16 protein-coding genes and 1 pseudogene are annotated in these 16,516 nt (G+C 60.8%); 8 read left to right on the forward strand and 9 right to left on the reverse strand.

What is annotated here, in order from left to right; all coding sequences use genetic code 11:
• Positions 1-30: 30 nt before the first annotated feature.
• Entirely contained in the window at positions 31-1,575 is a 1,545-nt protein-coding gene (locus D8767_RS01285; RefSeq protein WP_232859845.1) for a site-specific integrase, read from the reverse strand.
• On the reverse strand, positions 1,568-2,734 hold the full coding sequence (locus D8767_RS01290; protein WP_223817826.1) for a tyrosine-type recombinase/integrase: 1,167 nt from the start codon (positions 2,732-2,734) through the stop codon (positions 1,568-1,570). The genes D8767_RS01285 and D8767_RS01290 overlap by 8 nt, the downstream gene beginning before the upstream one ends.
• 76 nt (positions 2,735-2,810) lie before the next feature.
• Between D8767_RS01290 and D8767_RS01295 the strand changes: the two are divergent.
• Positions 2,811-2,975: pseudogene (locus tag D8767_RS01295) on the forward strand (JAB domain-containing protein); the annotation flags it as partial.
• Positions 2,976-3,095: 120 nt separating this feature from the next.
• On the opposite strand, the gene D8767_RS01300 reads toward D8767_RS01295, so the two are convergent.
• Positions 3,096-4,703 carry an ABC transporter substrate-binding protein gene (locus tag D8767_RS01300; protein WP_016712691.1) on the reverse strand — a complete coding sequence of 536 codons (1,608 nt, stop codon included), beginning with the start codon at positions 4,701-4,703 and terminating at the stop codon, positions 3,096-3,098.
• A gap of 361 nt (positions 4,704-5,064) precedes the next feature.
• Here D8767_RS01300 and rpmB point away from each other — a divergent pair, with 361 nt between their 5' ends.
• Complete coding sequence (gene rpmB / locus D8767_RS01305) at positions 5,065-5,301, forward strand: 50S ribosomal protein L28 (protein WP_003253504.1); 237 nt, start codon at positions 5,065-5,067, stop codon at positions 5,299-5,301.
• 11 nt (positions 5,302-5,312) lie between these two features.
• The gene (gene rpmG, locus D8767_RS01310; RefSeq protein WP_003253507.1) at positions 5,313-5,468 is read left to right on the forward strand and encodes a 50S ribosomal protein L33; all 156 of its coding nucleotides are present in this window, start codon (positions 5,313-5,315) and stop codon (positions 5,466-5,468) included.
• 66 nt (positions 5,469-5,534) lie between these two features.
• On the opposite strand, the gene D8767_RS01315 is transcribed toward rpmG, so the two are convergent.
• Both D8767_RS01315 and D8767_RS01320 read right to left on the reverse strand, forming a co-directional pair.
• The gene (locus D8767_RS01315; RefSeq protein ID WP_016712690.1) at positions 5,535-5,738 is read right to left on the reverse strand and encodes a hypothetical protein; all 204 of its coding nucleotides are present in this window, start codon (positions 5,736-5,738) and stop codon (positions 5,535-5,537) included.
• Positions 5,739-5,821: 83 nt separating this feature from the next.
• Entirely contained in the window at positions 5,822-6,181 is a 360-nt protein-coding gene (locus D8767_RS01320; protein ID WP_012274818.1) for a cupin domain-containing protein, read from the reverse strand.
• Between the two features lie 196 nt (positions 6,182-6,377).
• Between D8767_RS01320 and D8767_RS01325 the strand changes: the two genes are divergently transcribed.
• Positions 6,378-7,871 (forward strand): aldehyde dehydrogenase, encoded by a 1,494-nt coding sequence (locus D8767_RS01325; RefSeq protein WP_016712689.1) that lies wholly within the window; start codon positions 6,378-6,380, stop codon positions 7,869-7,871.
• Positions 7,872-7,971: 100 nt separating this feature from the next.
• Complete coding sequence (locus tag D8767_RS01330) at positions 7,972-9,111, forward strand: MFS transporter (RefSeq protein ID WP_016712688.1); 1,140 nt, start codon at positions 7,972-7,974, stop codon at positions 9,109-9,111.
• A 39-nt stretch (positions 9,112-9,150) separates the two neighbouring features.
• Here D8767_RS01330 and D8767_RS01335 read toward each other — a convergent pair whose 3' ends face one another.
• Together D8767_RS01335 and D8767_RS01340 are read right to left on the reverse strand one after the other, a co-directional pair.
• Positions 9,151-10,704, reverse strand: coding sequence for a phospholipase D family protein (locus tag D8767_RS01335; protein ID WP_016712687.1), 1,554 nt, complete (start codon positions 10,702-10,704; stop codon positions 9,151-9,153).
• A 61-nt stretch (positions 10,705-10,765) separates the two neighbouring features.
• Positions 10,766-12,196, reverse strand: coding sequence for a PLP-dependent aminotransferase family protein (locus D8767_RS01340; RefSeq protein ID WP_163002504.1), 1,431 nt, complete (start codon positions 12,194-12,196; stop codon positions 10,766-10,768).
• Positions 12,197-12,374: 178 nt separating this feature from the next.
• Here D8767_RS01340 and D8767_RS01345 point away from each other — a divergent pair, with 178 nt between their 5' ends.
• Positions 12,375-12,605 carry a DUF1127 domain-containing protein gene (locus tag D8767_RS01345; RefSeq protein ID WP_016712685.1) on the forward strand — a complete coding sequence of 77 codons (231 nt, stop codon included), beginning with the start codon at positions 12,375-12,377 and terminating at the stop codon, positions 12,603-12,605.
• A 4-nt stretch (positions 12,606-12,609) separates the two neighbouring features.
• Here D8767_RS01345 and D8767_RS01350 read toward each other — a convergent pair whose 3' ends face one another.
• Positions 12,610-13,902, reverse strand: coding sequence for an FAD-binding oxidoreductase (locus tag D8767_RS01350; RefSeq protein WP_016712684.1), 1,293 nt, complete (start codon positions 13,900-13,902; stop codon positions 12,610-12,612).
• A gap of 195 nt (positions 13,903-14,097) precedes the next feature.
• Here D8767_RS01350 and D8767_RS01355 point away from each other — a divergent pair, with 195 nt between their 5' ends.
• Positions 14,098-14,451: a YkgJ family cysteine cluster protein gene (locus D8767_RS01355; RefSeq protein WP_003253518.1), complete on the forward strand. Its 354-nt coding sequence runs from the start codon at positions 14,098-14,100 to the stop codon at positions 14,449-14,451.
• A 2-nt stretch (positions 14,452-14,453) separates the two neighbouring features.
• Here D8767_RS01355 and dadR read toward each other — a convergent pair whose 3' ends face one another.
• Positions 14,454-14,942, reverse strand: coding sequence for a transcriptional regulator DadR (dadR, locus tag D8767_RS01360; RefSeq protein WP_003258963.1), 489 nt, complete (start codon positions 14,940-14,942; stop codon positions 14,454-14,456).
• Positions 14,943-15,098: 156 nt separating this feature from the next.
• Between dadR and dadA the strand changes: the two genes are divergently transcribed.
• Positions 15,099-16,403: a D-amino acid dehydrogenase gene (gene dadA, locus D8767_RS01365; RefSeq protein WP_016712682.1), complete on the forward strand. Its 1,305-nt coding sequence runs from the start codon at positions 15,099-15,101 to the stop codon at positions 16,401-16,403.
• The last annotated feature ends 113 nt before the right edge of the window (positions 16,404-16,516 follow it).

Raw genomic sequence — 16,516 nt, forward strand, 5'->3', positions numbered from 1 at the left:
TGACTTAGCGCCGTGAATTGCTGCTTCGACCTATTGGGCCATAGCGCCAGTGGAATTGCTCCCGAGCATCTGCTGGAATTTAGTGATGTCTGCTAAAGCCCCTTCATGATTAGCATGACGGCTAGGTCTGAATTTAGGGCATGCATAGCAAGTGACCGTCGGGTGGTAAGGACATGGCTCTTCAGAATTGCATGATCCTAAGCCACTTATTGGCCTTAGCGCGGATCTGTCAGGGATTTCTTCCATGAATTTGCCGCACCACATCTGCACGGCTGCATTGATCTCCGGGCTTGCCATGTGGGTCGTATTTATGAACTCTTGCAGCTCAAGGTTGTAATGGAAGTAGTGCTTTATAGAGTTCAGATTTGAATGATCTAAAGCTTCAGCGACCTCTTCAGGGGATGCACCGGAAAGAACCATTGAAGTAGCCTTGGTCCTGCGCAGTCGGTACGCGGTGATCCGCATGAAGGGCTCTGTTTTTTGTATGGGTCGATGAGGGTCTGGTAACTGGAGTATCCAAGTGAGAGATGTTAGCGCATAACTTATTCTATGGTTGTCGAGATGTAATGTGAATGGTGTCAGCTTGGGGTTGGTGAGGAAGCGTAAAAGGCGGTTTTCGGTTGTGTACGCCGAGGGAAACAACGGCGTAGGAAGTACTGGAGTGCTTATTCCATGCCTGGCACATATCGCGTTGATTTCCTTCGATGCGGCATTGCATTGGGTCTCAGCTAAAGTGCACTGAAGTTCTACTGCCTCTGCAGTATCGTTAGCGATGTAACGTTTTACCAGGTTGCTCGGATGCCTCCTGAGCCTTGAACGTCTAATTCCTTTAACACTCGGCACCTTTACAAAGGGGCCGCCCTCATCGATCCCGAAGTCAGTAACCTGCATTAGGGCCAACTGTATAGGGCGAAGAGCCCAGTCGCGACAGAGCAAAAAAAGCGTGCGTTGGGCATGAGTGATGAGCGGATTGTTGGCAAGCTTCATCTCAATGTTCGCGAGTTGTACGCGAGTGAAAGGGCCAAAGTCATCATCTCGCATCGTGACTAAATGCCTGTTATCATGCGCCTTTACTGTAAGCTGTGATAGTTCAAGGCTGTCATGTTCGTTGAAGCCTGGGACTTCTTCATCCAAGCACCATCGATAAAATACTCGAAGAGCAACTAGCTCCTCATACCAGCTTGATGCTTTTAATCGAGTGCATTCACGTACAGCAAATGTCGATAACCTATTGCCAATAGTATCCGCGTCATTTCCCGAAAATTTATGCTGGGCCAGAAGCCGCTGGACGACAATCAGAGGCCTAAGGTCGATGTGGGTTTGGAGTCTGTCGATGAACCACCCTCTGAGTAGCCACTCAACTAACAAGTTAGAATGTAGGGGCTTGCTCCACGCAATATTCATCGGAGCACACCCGACAATCTCTACCGTTATTCTCTCAACCCACGCATCATTGTTGTGAATTGTTATAGCCTGACCGAAGGTGGATTTGACTGTGGAAGGAAAGGCATCGGCCTCGATGCCGAAGCGACATTCAATCTCGGCTACGAGTTCGGCAGGCGAAATTTTAATCATCTTCATTGCCTCGAAAATTTGAGCTGTCTGAGCTTCTGATTATTTCGCCGAGCCGATCAGATATGGCCTGTCGAGAGTAGCGCTGAACACTTTCGCTGCTGGGGCTCCATCCGCCCAGATACGCCAGAGCATCTTTTACATTAATGCTGTTGGCGCCACTTTTTTCAAACTTTTTGCGAGCTATATTTGCCCCTGTCGCCCTCAAGCCGTGCGGATGAATTCGTGTTGAAAAGTTTGGCAAGCCGAGGCTGGCTGCAACGGTACGAAGAATGGTGTTTACGGTTCGCGCAGATAGCCGTCTCCCGTCACGGGAACTCACGAATAGGGCTGTACAAGGTCTTTTTGGTTTGATCAGTTTAGGGCGATGATCGGAAATGTATTCGTTCAGAACCGCGGCTACCGATGCGGTTATGGGGACTATCCGACCGCGCGTCTTGAGACTAGCCCCGTCCAGTCTCCGCTCCCTGTTGATATCGCTTGGGCGCTTGATGCGTATTGTAGGTGAGGGACCAAGGTCAACGTCGTCGAGTTCTATGAGAACCACTTCGCCACGCCTGGCAAGTGTTTCAAGCATTACTAAGAACAGACAGTAATTGCGTGCCTGTATCTGTTTACTTTGGAATGGGTTCCTAAAGTCATCAGGACTGAGCACCCCTTTGAATAAGGCTTGTCCGCCGGAGTCAAGTGGCGTTGCTGGTAGCGGCGGTTCTGATTGATATGCAATCTTGGTGATTTTTTTTTGAAGATTTCGCAGATTCTTGGCTTTGTTTTTTTCCGCTTGGCTTTGCTCAAGTAGACCTAGTCGATTGAGCTCAACGTAGTGCTCGAAGGAGAAATCTATGAATGATTTGACAGCTTCGAGTCGTCGGGTGCATGTCGATTGGCTCGCACCCGCACCGCGTTTGGTGGAGCAGAGGCGTTCGGCCAGCGATGTCAGTTCCGCTGAGCTGAACACCGCTAGGCGCTCAAGCTTCGCTTCCAGTGGAGAACCTCGGCTGAGAGCCCACTCGTACGCGATAGCGATGTCACGTAGGTAATTTTCGACGGTATTGAGACGCGATCTGTGGAGCAAATCCTCCGCCCAGAGGTTTGCTAGGATCACTGGAACCCCCTGCACCAGCAGGTATGGCCTGAGGCCGCTGGAGGCAGTACGAATCATTCGGATCTCGCAGAAAGGGACGTCTGGCATCGGTAGCTCCAGATCTGCAACGTTTCCGAACATATACCATAAGTGTCATAACCATCCTTCGGGGAGCATTGAGCCGAGCCAGGATGACGTGCATTTGACTCTGTCGCTGAAGCGGGGGCTGGCGTTGATCGATGTGCGGGTGCTGGATCACATCATCGTGGGAGATGGAGAGCCGTTATCGATGGTGGAGCAGGGGTGGATTGTTGCTTAGTGGTGTACATGTGCCGGCCTCTTCGCGGGACAAGCCCGCTCCCACAGGTTACCCGCCATGTTTGAGGGCAATGGAGACCTTGTGGGAGCGGGCTTGTCCCGCGAAAGGGCCGGTGCAGGCTTACTTGGTCACCGACACCTTGCTGAAATCCAGCCGCCCGAACGGGCTCACCTGGTACCCCTCAACCCCTTGGCGCAGCAGGGTAGCCGCCGTCGGGTGCGCCAGTGGCACCCACAACGCCTGCTGCTGGATCAGCGTCTGCGCCTGCTGGTACAGCCGGCTGCGCACGCTCTGGTCGTTGGTGGTACGCCCGGCGCTGATCAACTGGTCCAGGCGGTTGTCGCAGAAGCGCGCGAAGTTGGTCCCCGACTCGACCGCCGCACAGGAAAACTGCGGGCTGAGGAAGTTGTCCGGGTCGCCGTTGTCGCCTGCCCAACCCATGAACAGCAGGTCATGCTCGCCGGCCTTGGCGCGGCGGATCAGCTCGCCCCACTCGATCACGCGGATTTCAGCCTTGATGCCGATCTTGGCCAGGTCGGCCTGCAGCATTTGCGCGCCGAGGCTGGGGTTGGGGTTGAGCAGGCTGCCCGACGGGCGGGTCCAGATCGTGGTGCTGAAGCCTTCACCCAAGCCAGCCTTGGTCAGCAACGCCTTGGCTTTCTTCAGGTCCAGCGGGTAGCCGGGCAGGTCCTTGGCGTAGCTCCAGGTATTGGGCGGGTAGGGTCCGTTGGCGGCCACCGCGGAATCTTCGAACACGGCCTTGAGATAGGCCTGCTTGTCGAAAGCCAGGTTGATGGCCTGGCGCACTTCCGGTTTGTCCAGCGGCGGGTGCTGGCTGTTGATGGCGACGAAGGCGGTCATGAACGCCGGGGTGCTGGCCACCTTGAGGGTGCCGTCCTTGCCCGCTTCGGCAATGTCCAGTGGCTTGGGTGACAGGGCGACCTGGCATTCGCCGCGCTTGAGCTTCTGCAGGCGCACGTTGGCGTCGGTGGTGATGGCGAAGATCAACGGGTCGACCGCCGGCTTGCCAGCGAAGTAGTCCGGGTTGGCGCGGTAGCGCACCACGGCGTCCTTCTGGAAACGCTGGAACACGAAAGGCCCGGTGCCGATCGGCTGGCTGTTGAGCTTCTCTGGCGTGCCCGCCTTCAGCAGCTTGTCGGCATATTCGGCGGAATAGATCGAGGCGAAGCCCATGCTCAGGGTGGCCAGGAAGGTGGCGTCCGGGTGGCTGAGGGTGAAGCGCACGGTATTCGGCGTCGGTGCCTCGATCGCCTTGATCAGGCTGCCCAGCTGCAGCGATTGGGCATGCGGGTAGCCGCCCGGTGCAGTCTTGTGCCAGGCATGGGCCGGGTAGAGCATGCGTTGGAAGCTGAACAGCACGTCGTCGGCATTCAGTTCGCGACTTGGCTTGAAGTAGGCCGTGCTGTGGAACTTCACGTCATCGCGCAGGGTGAAGTCATACACCAGGCCGTCGGCCGATACCGTCCAGCTGGCCGCCAGGCTCGGCACCACCTTGCCTTGCGCCGCGTCGAACTCCACCAGACGGTTCATCAGCACGTCAGCCGTGGCGTTGGTGGTGGTCAGCGAGTTGTACTGCACCACGTCGAAGCCTTCGGGGCTGGCCTCGCTGCAAACGCTCAGCGGGGCGGCCTGGGCAACGGCGGTAGCGAACAGAGCGCCGGCGGCGAACAGAGAGTTGAACAATAAGGAAAGGGCGGCTACACGCATGGTGGCTCCTTGGCAGTCAGTGGCCCATCTGCCTGTGCAGTCTGGAAAAGGCTTACCCTAGTGCGCCCGCCGGCAAATGACCACACCCTTTTTTACAAATCTGGCGACGAGCGGTCGACGGCTGGCGGGGCCTGCCGCTATGCTGGCCCGGCGTGTTCTAGCTTGCGGCAATGTGCATCTACTGTTGTTGCAGCCAAGTCTTTCTGGTATAAAGCAGCGCTCTTTTCTAGGGGCTCGGCCTGTCGCATAAGCGGATCCGGTCGATAAGACCTCCAGAATCACGGCGCCCAGGCGCCAAAGACTGAGAGATTAAGCGGCCAACCCATGCCGGGTTGGGCATGAGGTTTTAGAGGGCTGAGTCATGTCGAGAGTCTGTCAAGTTACTGGTAAGGGTCCAGTAACCGGGAACAACATTTCCCACGCAAACAACAAAACCCGTCGTCGTTTCCTGCCGAACCTGCAGCACCACCGTTTCTGGGTTGAATCCGAGAAGCGTTTCGTGCGTCTGCGCGTTTCCGCCAAAGGCATGCGTATCATCGACAAGCGCGGCATCGACGCCGTTCTGGTTGACATCCGTAAAGCTGGCGCCAAGGTTTAAGGGAGAGCATCATGCGTGAATTGATCCGTCTGGTTTCGAGTGCCGGTACCGGCCACTTCTACACCACCGACAAGAACAAGCGCACCACCCCGGACAAAATCGAGATCAAGAAATATGATCCGGTTGTTCGCAAGCACGTGGTGTACAAGGAAGCCAAGATCAAGTAATTGATCGGCGACCTGAAAAAAACCCGCATCCGAAAGGACGCGGGTTTTTTTATGCCTGCATTACGGTCAGTTGAAGTCGAAGCCCTGGATCAAAAGGTCGGTGCCGGCCTTGATCTGGATGCGCTCGATGTCGTACTCGCGGGTGCACATCTCGTCGGGGCCGACTACCCGGGTGCGGCCGGTGAGGGTGCAGATGGTGTCCTTGATTGCCGGCGAGTAGGGGGTGCCGACCAAGTGGGCGAGGGTTTTCAGAACGTCTTCGTTGGTCATGGTGATCTTCCTGTTGAAGTTGGATGGCCCGACATGGGCAGGGCCATCCTCACGCACGCCAGCAGGCTGCCTGCACTACATAGTTACTTCTGTTCGAACATCACATAGATCTTGCGGCACGGTTCCAGCACCTCCCAGGTGCCTTTGAAGCCGGCCGGAATCACGAACCGATCGCCGGCACGCAGGGTTTTCGCCCCGCCGTCCTGGTCGCGCAGTACCGAAACGCCCTGGACGATTTCGCAGTATTCGTGTTCGGTGTAGTTCACCGTCCACTGGCCCACCTCACCTTCCCACACGCCTGCGGCAAACTGGCCGCACGGGCTGGAATAATGGTTGTAGACAGCCTGGTCAGGCTCGCCCTTGAGGATTTTTTCCGCCGCCGGGCGGTAGCGTTCGGCCTCGGTGATGACCTGCGCGAAGTCGATGATGCTGTCTATTCTCATGGTGCGGCTCCTGTTGTTGTTTAATAAAATGAACATCAGTAGGCTTTTGAGCCCTGCGTGTCAAATATATTGATAGTTTACACCGGCTGGTTTAGGGTATCGCTTGCCCGTGTGCGCGTGTCGCCCGGCCAGAATTCTGACAACGCCTGTGAGTCCTCAGTGCGGCGTTGCACCTAAACAAGAGGAGGAGTTTCGTATGACCACCCTGACCCGTGCGGACTGGGAACAACGTGCCCAGCAACTGAAGATCGAAGGCCGCGCCTTCATCAACGGCGAATACACCGATGCCGCATCCGGTGAAACCTTCGAGTGCCTGAGCCCGGTCGACGGACGCTTCCTGGCCAAGGTTGCCAGTTGCGACCTGGCCGACGCCAACCGCGCAGTGGAAAACGCCCGCGCTACCTTCAATTCGGGCGTGTGGTCGCAGCTGGCCCCGGCCAAGCGCAAGGCCAAGCTGATCCGCTTCGCCGACCTGCTGCGCAAGAACGTTGAAGAGTTGGCGCTGCTGGAAACCCTGGACATGGGCAAGCCGATCGGCGACTCCTCCAGCATCGACATCCCGGGGGCTGCGCAAGCCATTCACTGGACTGCCGAAGCCATCGACAAGGTCTACGACGAAGTCGCCCCGACCCCGCACGACCAGCTTGGCCTGGTGACCCGTGAGCCAGTGGGTGTGGTCGGTGCCATCGTACCGTGGAACTTCCCGCTGCTGATGGCCTGCTGGAAGCTCGGCCCGGCGCTGGCCACCGGTAACTCGGTGGTGCTCAAGCCGTCCGAAAAGTCGCCGCTGACCGCCATCCGTATCGCCCAGCTGGCGATCGAAGCCGGTATCCCGGCGGGTGTGCTGAACGTGCTGCCAGGCTACGGCCACACCGTGGGCAAGGCCTTGGCCCTGCACATGGACGTCGACACCCTGGTGTTCACCGGTTCGACCAAGATCGCCAAGCAGCTGATGGTGTACGCGGGCGAGTCGAACATGAAGCGCATCTGGCTGGAAGCCGGCGGCAAGAGCCCGAATATCGTCTTCGCCGACGCGCCAGACCTGCAAGCAGCTGCCGAAGCGGCTGCCAGCGCTATCGCCTTCAACCAGGGCGAAGTGTGCACCGCAGGTTCGCGCCTGCTGGTCGAGCGTTCGATCAAGGACAAGTTCCTGCCAATGGTGGTCGAGGCCCTGAAAGGCTGGAAGCCAGGCAACCCGCTGGACCCGGCGACCACGGTCGGTGCCCTGGTCGACACCCAGCAGATGAACACCGTGCTGTCGTACATCGAGGCCGGCCACCAGGACGGCGCCAAGCTGCTGGCTGGCGGCAAGCGTACCCTGGAGGAGACGGGTGGCACCTACGTGGAGCCGACCATCTTCGACGGTGTGACCAACGCCATGCGCATTGCCCAGGAAGAAATCTTCGGCCCAGTGCTGTCGGTGATTGCCTTCGACACCGCCGAAGAAGCCATCGCCATTGCCAACGACACGCCGTATGGCCTGGCGGCGGGCATCTGGACGTCGGACATTTCCAAGGCCCACAAGACTGCCCGTGCCGTGCGCGCAGGTAGCGTGTGGGTCAACCAGTACGACGGCGGCGACATGACCGCACCGTTCGGTGGCTTCAAGCAGTCGGGCAACGGCCGTGACAAGTCGCTGCATGCACTGGAGAAATACACCGAGCTGAAGGCGACCTGGATCAAGCTGTAATCGCCGGGGCTGCAGAGCAGCCCCAACAATAGCCGGGTCGGCTCACGCTGCCCCGGCTTTGTCGTTTTTGCTGTTCAAGAATTCTGCCTGGGAGGCTGCAATGCGTTGGGGTACCTATTTCGCCGTGCTGGCATCCGTACTCAGTGTCGGGCTGGCCCTTGGCGTAAGCATGCCGCTGGTCTCCCTGCGCCTGGAGGCTTGGGGCTACGGCAGCTTCGCCATCGGCGTAATGGCTGCGATGCCAGCGCTGGGTGTTCTGGCTGGCGCTAGTATCGCCAGCCGACTGGCCGGCTGGGTCGGCGTGCCTTCGGCCATGCGCTTGTGCCTGTGGGGCGGGGCACTGTCGATCGGGTTGGTCGCGCTGCTGCCCAGCTACCCGCTGTGGCTGTTGCTGCGGCTGATGATCGGTATGTCCCTCACTGTGGTGTTCATCCTCGGCGAAAGCTGGATCAACCAGCTGGTAGTCGAGCAGTGGCGTGGCCGGCTGGTGGCTTTGTACGGCAGCAGCTATGCCCTGAGCCAGCTGGCCGGGCCGTTGGTGTTGGGTTTTCTCGGCTCGGATGACGACTTCGGCTTCTGGGCCGCGACCGGCCTGCTGCTGGCGGCACCGCTGGTGCTGTTGGGGCGTGGCGGAGCGCCGAGCACAGAGGCCTGCAGCGTTACCTTCCGCGACTTGTTCGCCTTCTGCCGGCGCTTGCCTGTGATTGCCTGGGCCATCGCCCTGTTCGCCTCGTTCGAGGCGATGATCCTTACCTTGCTGCCGGTGTATTGCCTGCAGCAAGGCTTTACCACTGAAATCGCCCTGTTCATGGTCAGTACCGTGGTGGTGGGTGATGCAGTGCTGCAGCTGCCTATCGGCGCGCTGGCCGACCATATGTCGCGACGTGCATTGTTCACGGGGTGTGCGGTAACGCTGCTGGTGTCCAGCCTGGCGATTCCCCTGCTGCTGCATACCCCGGTTGTGTGGCCGTTGTGGGTGCTGTTCGGGGCCAGTGCTGGTGGCTTGTTCACCCTGTCGCTGGTGCTGATCGGTGAGCGCTACCGCGATGATGAGCTGGTAAGGGCCAATGCCCATGTGGCGCAGCTCTGGGGTATTGGCTGCCTGCTCGGGCCGTTGCTGGCGGGGGCCGGCAGCCAGTGGATCAGCGGACATGCATTGCTGTTCCTGATGGCAGCCGGGGCTGCCGGGCTGGTGGTGTTGACCCAGCGGCGTGGGGCTTTCGAGGCAGTGTCTGCCTGATGGGATTTGGGGGCTGCAAAGCAGCCCCAGAAATTGCCGCTACAACATCTTCTCCAAGCCAACGGCCTTGCTGATCCAGGCATTGAACCGCCGCCACATCCCACCTGGCTCTGATGTCAGCATGTGCCGCTGACCATTGTCCTCGGTCGCCCATACCAATTTGTCACCCACCAGTTTCACCTGGTAACTCAACGCAGGCGCCATACCCTGCTGGGCCAGTTCGCGGGTGTATTCGGCCAGCTCCGGGCTGTCCACCAGCACGCCTACCTCGGTGTTCCACAGCACTGAACGCGGGTCGAAGTTGAATGAGCCGATGAAGGTCTTGCGCCGGTCGAACACGATCGCCTTGGTGTGCAGGCTCGAATCCGAACTGCCACGGAAACTCAGGTGCCCCGCCCTGGGGTCGCCGGGCTGGCGGCGCAGCTCGTACAGCTGCACTCCGTGCTCAAGCAAGGCCCGGCGATAGGGCGCGTAGCCTCCGTGCACCGCCGGTACATCGGTGGCTTCCAGCGAGTTGGTCAGCAGCTTCACCGAAACACCGGCGTCGGCGCGGCCGGTCAGGTACAGCAACCCCGGTTCACCCGGCACGAAGTACGCCGATGTCAGCATCAGCTCGCTGCGCACGTTGGCCAGGTCCGGGGCCAGTTGCTGGCTCAGCAACAGCTGTGGGTCGGGTTCGTCATCGGCCAGCACCTTGTTCGGTGCATCCCACAACGCCTGGGCATGAGCCCAGATCAGCTCGTTGCGCCATACATCCAGGCGCGGCTGCGACTGGTAGGCCATCAGGCGGTCGTACAGGGCCTTGCGCCGGGTTCTGGCTTCGGCCAGCGACACCTCCAGGCGATGGCGGCTGGCGTGCAGGTCATTGGCATCCGGAGCACGCCAGAGGAAGTCGGTAATCGGCCGGCTCAGGGCGCTGTTCCAGTATTGGTCGAAACTGTGGCCAAGCTGTTCAGCCACCGGGCCTACACCCAGCAGGTCTATGTCGGTGAAGTTGAGGTTGGGTTCGGCATCGAAATATTCGTCACCCAGGTTGCGGCCACCCACGATGGCCATGCTGTTGTCCACCAGGAACAGTTTGTTGTGCATGCGCCGGTGCTGGCGCGACAGGTTGAACAGCCGGCCCACGGCGCGCGTCACGCCTGTGCTACGGCCCAGGTGCAGCGGGTTGAACACGCGAATCTGGATGTTCGGGTGGGCATCCAGGGTGCCCATGATGGTATCCAGGCCATCGCTGGTGGTGTCGTCCAGCAGGATGCGCACACGCACGCCACGGTCGGCGGCGCGTAGCAGTTCATGCACCAGTGCGCGGGTGCTGAGGCCGTCGTGGACGATGTAATACTGCAGGTCGATGCTTGCCTGGGCGTTGCGGATCAGTTCGGCACGGGCGCGGAATGCCTCGTTGCTGTTGGGCAGCAGGCGAAAGCCCGAGCGCCCCCCGTAGGGCGCGGCCTGGCGCAGCACCGAGCGGCCGAAGGCCGAGTCGTTGGCGGGTAACGCCTGGCTGGTTTCGCGGGGCACACCGACACTGGCGCAGCCGGTAAGGCCGAGCGACAGTACCAGCAGCAGAGGCAAGGCTCGCTGGAGTCTCAAGGGTGGATCGTCCTGTGCAGCAAGGGCTTTAGGGGGTTGGACCGTGGCGGGCGGCGCAAAGTTACGCGTCGGCGCTTTCTTCATCCAGTAGACGAAGGGCGGTTTCACCAACCTTGCGCACGGCGGCTTCGATCTGCGGCGTTGGCCGCGCGGCGAAGTTCATGCGCAGGCAGTGGCGGAACTTGCCCGAGGCCGAGAAGATACTGCCGACGGCAACCTGCACGCCCTGCTCCAGTAAAGCCCGGTTCAGGCGCAGCGTATCGAAATGTTCGGGCAATTCTACCCAGAGCATGAAGCCGCCTTGGGGCCGGCTCACCCGGGTGCCTGCCGGGAAGTAGCGGGTCACCCAGTCGCTCATCAGGTCGCGGCCGCGTTGGTACTGGCTACGCATACGCCGGACGTGGGGTTGATAGTGCCCGGCGGCGATGAAGTCGGCGATGGCCAGTTGGGGCTGGCAGGCGGTGCTGCCGGTGCTGATGTACTTCATGTGCAGCACGCGTTCCAGATAGCGCCCAGGGGCCACCCAACCTACTCGCAGGCCAGGGGCGAGGGTTTTGGAGAATGAACTGCACAGCAGCACGCGGCCATCGTCGTCGAACGACTTGAGGGTGCGCGGGCGCGGGTAGCTGTAGGCCAGGTCGCCGTATACATCATCCTCCAGAATTGCCACGTCGTAGCGCTGGGCCAGGCTCAGCAATGCCTTCTTGCGTGCCTCGGGCATGATGTAGCCAAGCGGGTTGTTGCAGCTGGGGGTGATCTGGATGAGCTTGATCGGCCACTGCTCCAGGGCCAGCTCCAGCGCCTCCAGGCTGATGCCGGTGACCGGGTCGGTGGGGATTTCCAGCGCCTTCATACCCAGGCCCTTCAGGGTTTGCATGGCGCCGTGGAAGCTGGGGGAGTCGACGGCAACGATGTCGCCCGGCTCGCACACGGCGCGGATGCTGCACGACAGCGCCTCGTGGCAGCCGGTGGTGATCACCAGGTCGGCCGGGCCAAGGCGGCAACCGGAATCGAGCACCAGCCGGGCAACCTGTTCACGCAGGGCCAGGTTGCCGTGAATGTTGTCGTAGTACAGGCCTGGCATGTCCTGCCGCCGGCTCAACTGCGCCAGGCTGCGCAGCAGCGGCTTAAGGGTGGGGCTGTCGATGTCGGGCATGCCGCGGCCGAGCTGGACCACATCCTTGCGTGGGGTGCTGCGCACCAGTTCCAGCACCTGTTCCCACTGCGAGATGTCCACCGGGCGTTGGGCCGGGCGGCTGACGGCGGGTAGGGCCGGCAGCAGGCGGTGGTCACTGACGAAATAGCCGGACTTGGGCCGTGGCGAGACCATGCCGCTGTCTTCGAGCGTGCGGTAGGCCTGCTGCACGGTGCTCAGGCTGACGCCATGCTCCACGCTCAGGGCGCGCACCGATGGCAGGCGCTGGCCGGGGCGGTACAGGCCCTGTTCGATGCGGGCGCCGAGCAGTTCGGCGAGGTTCAGGTAGAGGGTCACGGCATACTCCTGCGGTGCATTGGCATAGCGACCGGTACAGTTGGGTTGACAATACAGCATTCAGTCGATCTTCAGCCAATTCTGTATGGGAATAATAAGGCTGTATTGGATCTGTATTGCCGGTGCTGCCGACGCGCATGCTTTCTCCACGGTATCAATCGAATGGGAGAATGCAGCGATGGGTGGCATGAGCGATGTGCGCTTGCAACTGTTGGCCAGGGAGCTGGAAGTCGGGCAGCAGGCCAAGGTCTTCAACGCGCCGGAGGGTTTGGGGCGTTGGGGGCTGATGCTGCATCGCTGGCACACCCGCAGGGCGCTGCTGCAGTTGACGGATGACGAGCTGCGCGATGTGGGGCTGAGCTGGGAGCAGGCCCGGACAGAAGGGCGTAAGCCCTTCTGGAAAGATTGAGGCCCTAGACCAGTTCTTTAAGCCGGTGCCACAGCATCCCCAATGCCAGCAGCGGCGAGCGCAGGTGCTTGCCGCCAGGGAAGGTGATGTGTGGCACCTTGGCGAACAGGTCGAAACGCCCGCTTTCCTGGCCGCTGATGGCTTCGCCCAGCAGGCGCGCGGCCAGGTGGGTGGCGTTGAGCCCATGGCCTGAATAGGCTTGGGCGTAATACACGTTCGGCTGGCTGACCAAGCGGCCAACCTGTGGCAGGCGGTTGGCGCCGATGCCGATCATGCCGCCCCACTGGTAGTCGATGCGCACGTCGGCCAACTCAGGGAACACCTTGAGCATCTTCGGCTGCATGTAGGCGGCAATGTCCTTCGGGTCGCGGCCCGAGTAATGGCAGGCCCCACCGAACAGCAGGCGGTTGTCGGCAGACAGGCGGTAGTAGTCCAGGGCCACGCGCTGGTCGCACACCGCCATGTTTTGTGGCAGCAGCGTGCGTGCGCGTTCTTCGCCCAGCGGCTCGGTAGCGATGATGTAGCTGCCCGCAGGCAGTACCTTGCCGCCTAGCTCGCGGTTGAGGTCGTTGTGATAGGCATTGCAGCACAGCACCAAGGTCTTGGCGCGCACTCGCCCTTGGGCAGTATGCACCTGCACTTCAGGCCCGTAGTCGATGCGGGTAACCTCGGACTGTTCGAACAGCTTGACGCCCAGGCGGCTGGCCACGTCCGCTTCGCCCAGGGCCAGGTTCAGCGGGTGCAGATGGCCGGAACCCATGTCGACCAGCCCGCCCACATAGCAGTCGGCACCGACCACGCTGTGGATATCGTCCTTGCCGACTAGCCGAAGTTCATGCGCGTAGCCCAGGCTGCGCAGTTCTTCGGCGTCCTCGGCAAAGCCCAGCAATTCGGCGGGTTTGTTGGCCAGGTCGCAGTAACCCCAGGTCAGGTCACAGGCGATGGCATGCTTTTCCACCCGCTCGCGCACGATCTGCACGGCCTCCAGGCCCATCAGCTTCATGCTGCGCACGCCGTCCTCGCCAATTACCGGCAGGAACTGTTCCAGGCCATGACCAACGCCACGGATTAGCTGCCCGCCATTGCGCCCACTGGCGCCCCAGCCCAGTTTGCGTGCTTCCAGCAAGATGACTGAGAAGCCGCGTTCGGCCAGTTCGATGGCAGTGTTCAGGCCCGAATAGCCCCCGCCGACGATGCACACATCGGCGCTATGGTCGCCTTGCAGGAAGGAGTGGTCAGGGTGTGGTGCGCTGCTGGCGGCGTAGTAGGAGGCGGCATGCTGCGCGCTGTGGATCATTGGTTCGGTCCTGAGGCTGGAAGGCTAGGGGAGGAGGATAAGCCGGGCCTTTGGGGTGGGCAACCGGCCTCATCGCCGGCAAGCCAGCTCCCACAGGATTGTGCGATAGCTGAGACCAGTGGTGTACCTGTGGGAGCTGGCTTGCCGGCGATTGGCCCTATAATCCAGCTTCAGTCTTCAATTTTGTACATCGCCATGTCCTGCAACCGCCACAAGATCCACTTCCTGCGCGAACTCATCCCCTCATTCGAGTGCGAACCCGGCTGCCACGACTGCTGCGGCCCGGTCACCACCTCGGCAGAAGAAATGGCCCGCCTCCCGCGCAAGTCCCAGGCCGAGCAGGACGCCGCTCTGGAGCGCCTGGACTGTGTGCACCTCGGCCCCAACGGCTGCACGGTGTATGAAGAACGGCCCATGATTTGCCGCCTGTTCGGCACCACGCCGCGCATGGCCTGCCCGCGTGGTCGTGGCCCTGAACCGATGATCGACCCTGCCGCCGAGCAGTTGGTCCATCAGTTCATTGCCACCACCCGCCAGGTGCTGGTCTAGCCTCAGTCCGGAATCGGCAGGCAGAGGCTCTCCTTCACCTCTTCCATCACGATGTAGCTCTTCGACTCACGCACGTGCGGCAGCTTCAGCAGGATGTCGCCAAGCAGCTTGCGGTACGACGCCATCTCCGAAATACGCGCTTTCACCAGGTAGTCGAAGTCGCCCGACACCAGGTGGCACTCCAACACATGGGGCAGCTTCAACACCGCGCGGCGGAACTCCTCGAAGGTGTCGCCCGACTTGTAGTCCAGGCTGATTTCCACGAACACCAGCAGGCTGCCCTTTAGGTGCTGCGGGTTCAGGCGGGCGTTGTAGCCCATGATGATGCCCTCGCGCTCCAGGCGGCGAACCCGCTCGGTGCAAGGGGTGGTGGACAGCCCAACTTTCTCGCCCAGTTCGGTGAAGGAAATACGCCCGTCATTCTGCAGGATGCGCAGGATGTTACGGTCGATCTTGTCCAGTTCACGCTTGCTCTGGTGCTGGGTTCTCATAGGGGATGCCCCTCCGTGAAAGGCGATTTTGCCGAGAATTCTCGCCAATAATAGGCTTTTATATAGTGAATTGCACTGGTCTCAAATTCCTATACTGCGCCCATTCATGCCATTTCAATAAAAGTCTGCGGCGTGCCGCGTGTGAGGGATATAACGATGCGAGTTCTGGTACTTGGTAGCGGCGTAATCGGAACCGCCAGTGCCTACTACCTGGCCCGGCAAGGTTTCGAAGTGACGGTGGTCGACCGCCAGCCGGCGGTGGCCATGGAAACCAGTTTTGCCAACGCCGGTCAGATCTCGCCCGGCTATGCCTCGCCCTGGGCCGCACCTGGCGTGCCGCTGAAGGCCATCAAGTGGCTGCTGGAGCGCCACGCCCCCCTGGCCATCAAGCTCACCGGCGACGTCGACCAGTACCTGTGGATGGCACAGATGCTGCGCAACTGCACCGCCAGCCGTTACGCGGTGAACAAAGAGCGCATGGTGCGTCTGTCCGAGTACAGCCGTGACTGCCTCGACGAGTTGCGCGCTGAAACCGGCATCAATTACGAAAACCGTAGCCTGGGCACTACCCAGCTGTTCCGTACCCAGGCTCAGGTAGATGCTGCGGCCAAGGACATTGCCGTGCTCGAACAGTCCGGCGTGCCTTACGAATTGCTCGACCGCGACGGCATTGCCCGCGTGGAGCCTGCCCTGGCGGGGGTGAAAGACATCCTGGCCGGCGCCCTGCGCTTGCCTAACGACCAAACTGGCGACTGCCAGCTGTTCACCACCAAGCTTGCCGACATGGCGCTGAAGCTGGGCGTGGAGTTCCGCTTCGGCCAGGACATCCAGCGCCTGGACTTCGCTGGCGACCGCATCAATGGCGTGTGGATCGACGGCAAGCTGGAAACTGCCGACCGCTACGTGCTGGCGCTGGGCAGCTATTCGCCGCAGATGCTCAAGCCGCTGGGCATCAAGGCCCCGGTTTATCCGCTTAAAGGCTACTCGCTGACCGTGCCGATCACCAACGGCGACATGGCCCCGACGTCGACCATTCTTGATGAAACCTACAAGGTTGCGATCACCCGTTTCGACAACCGCATCCGCGTTGGTGGCATGGCTGAAATCGCCGGTTTTGACCTGTCGCTGAACCCGCGTCGGCGCGAAACGCTGGAGATGATCGTCAACGACCTTTATCCTCGCGGCGGTGATCTGAGCCAGGCCAGCTTCTGGACCGGCCTGCGCCCGGCGACCCCGGACGGTACGCCGATTGTGGGTGCGACCGCGTTCCGCAACCTGTTCCTGAACACCGGTCACGGTACTTTGGGCTGGACCATGGCGTGCGGCTCCGGTCGTCTGCTGGCCGACCTGATTGCGCGCAAGAAGCCGCAGATCAGTGCCGAAGGCCTGGACATTTCCCGTTATGGCAACAGCCCGGAAGTGGCCAAGCACGGGCAGACTGCGCCGGCTCACCAGCAGTAAGTTCGCCAGTACCGGCCCTTTCGCGGCTAAGACCGCTCCCACAGAGATCGCATGTGCATCGACATTGTGCGGTCGCCTGTGGGAGCGGCTTTAGCCGCGAAGAACCCAACACC

The organism is Pseudomonas sp. LTGT-11-2Z, assembly GCF_003691445.1.
Lineage (GTDB): Bacteria > Pseudomonadota > Gammaproteobacteria > Pseudomonadales > Pseudomonadaceae > Aquipseudomonas > Aquipseudomonas monteilii.

Coding starts and splice junctions, on each gene's coding strand:
- rpmB (WP_003253504.1), top strand. CDS start 5,065: ATGTCGAGAGTCTGTCAAGTTACTGGTAAGGGTCCAGTAACCGGGAAC.
- D8767_RS01330 (WP_016712688.1), top strand. CDS start 7,972: ATGCGTTGGGGTACCTATTTCGCCGTGCTGGCATCCGTACTCAGTGTC.
- D8767_RS01345 (WP_016712685.1), top strand. CDS start 12,375: ATGGGTGGCATGAGCGATGTGCGCTTGCAACTGTTGGCCAGGGAGCTG.
- dadR (WP_003258963.1), bottom strand. CDS start 14,942: ATGAGAACCCAGCACCAGAGCAAGCGTGAACTGGACAAGATCGACCGT.
- D8767_RS01355 (WP_003253518.1), top strand. CDS start 14,098: ATGTCCTGCAACCGCCACAAGATCCACTTCCTGCGCGAACTCATCCCC.
- D8767_RS01320 (WP_012274818.1), bottom strand. CDS start 6,181: ATGAGAATAGACAGCATCATCGACTTCGCGCAGGTCATCACCGAGGCC.
- D8767_RS01315 (WP_016712690.1), bottom strand. CDS start 5,738: ATGACCAACGAAGACGTTCTGAAAACCCTCGCCCACTTGGTCGGCACC.
- D8767_RS01290 (WP_223817826.1), bottom strand. CDS start 2,734: ATGATTCGTACTGCCTCCAGCGGCCTCAGGCCATACCTGCTGGTGCAG.
- D8767_RS01350 (WP_016712684.1), bottom strand. CDS start 13,902: ATGATCCACAGCGCGCAGCATGCCGCCTCCTACTACGCCGCCAGCAGC.
- D8767_RS01325 (WP_016712689.1), top strand. CDS start 6,378: ATGACCACCCTGACCCGTGCGGACTGGGAACAACGTGCCCAGCAACTG.
- dadA (WP_016712682.1), top strand. CDS start 15,099: ATGCGAGTTCTGGTACTTGGTAGCGGCGTAATCGGAACCGCCAGTGCC.
- D8767_RS01285 (WP_232859845.1), bottom strand. CDS start 1,575: ATGATTAAAATTTCGCCTGCCGAACTCGTAGCCGAGATTGAATGTCGC.
- D8767_RS01300 (WP_016712691.1), bottom strand. CDS start 4,703: ATGCGTGTAGCCGCCCTTTCCTTATTGTTCAACTCTCTGTTCGCCGCC.
- rpmG (WP_003253507.1), top strand. CDS start 5,313: ATGCGTGAATTGATCCGTCTGGTTTCGAGTGCCGGTACCGGCCACTTC.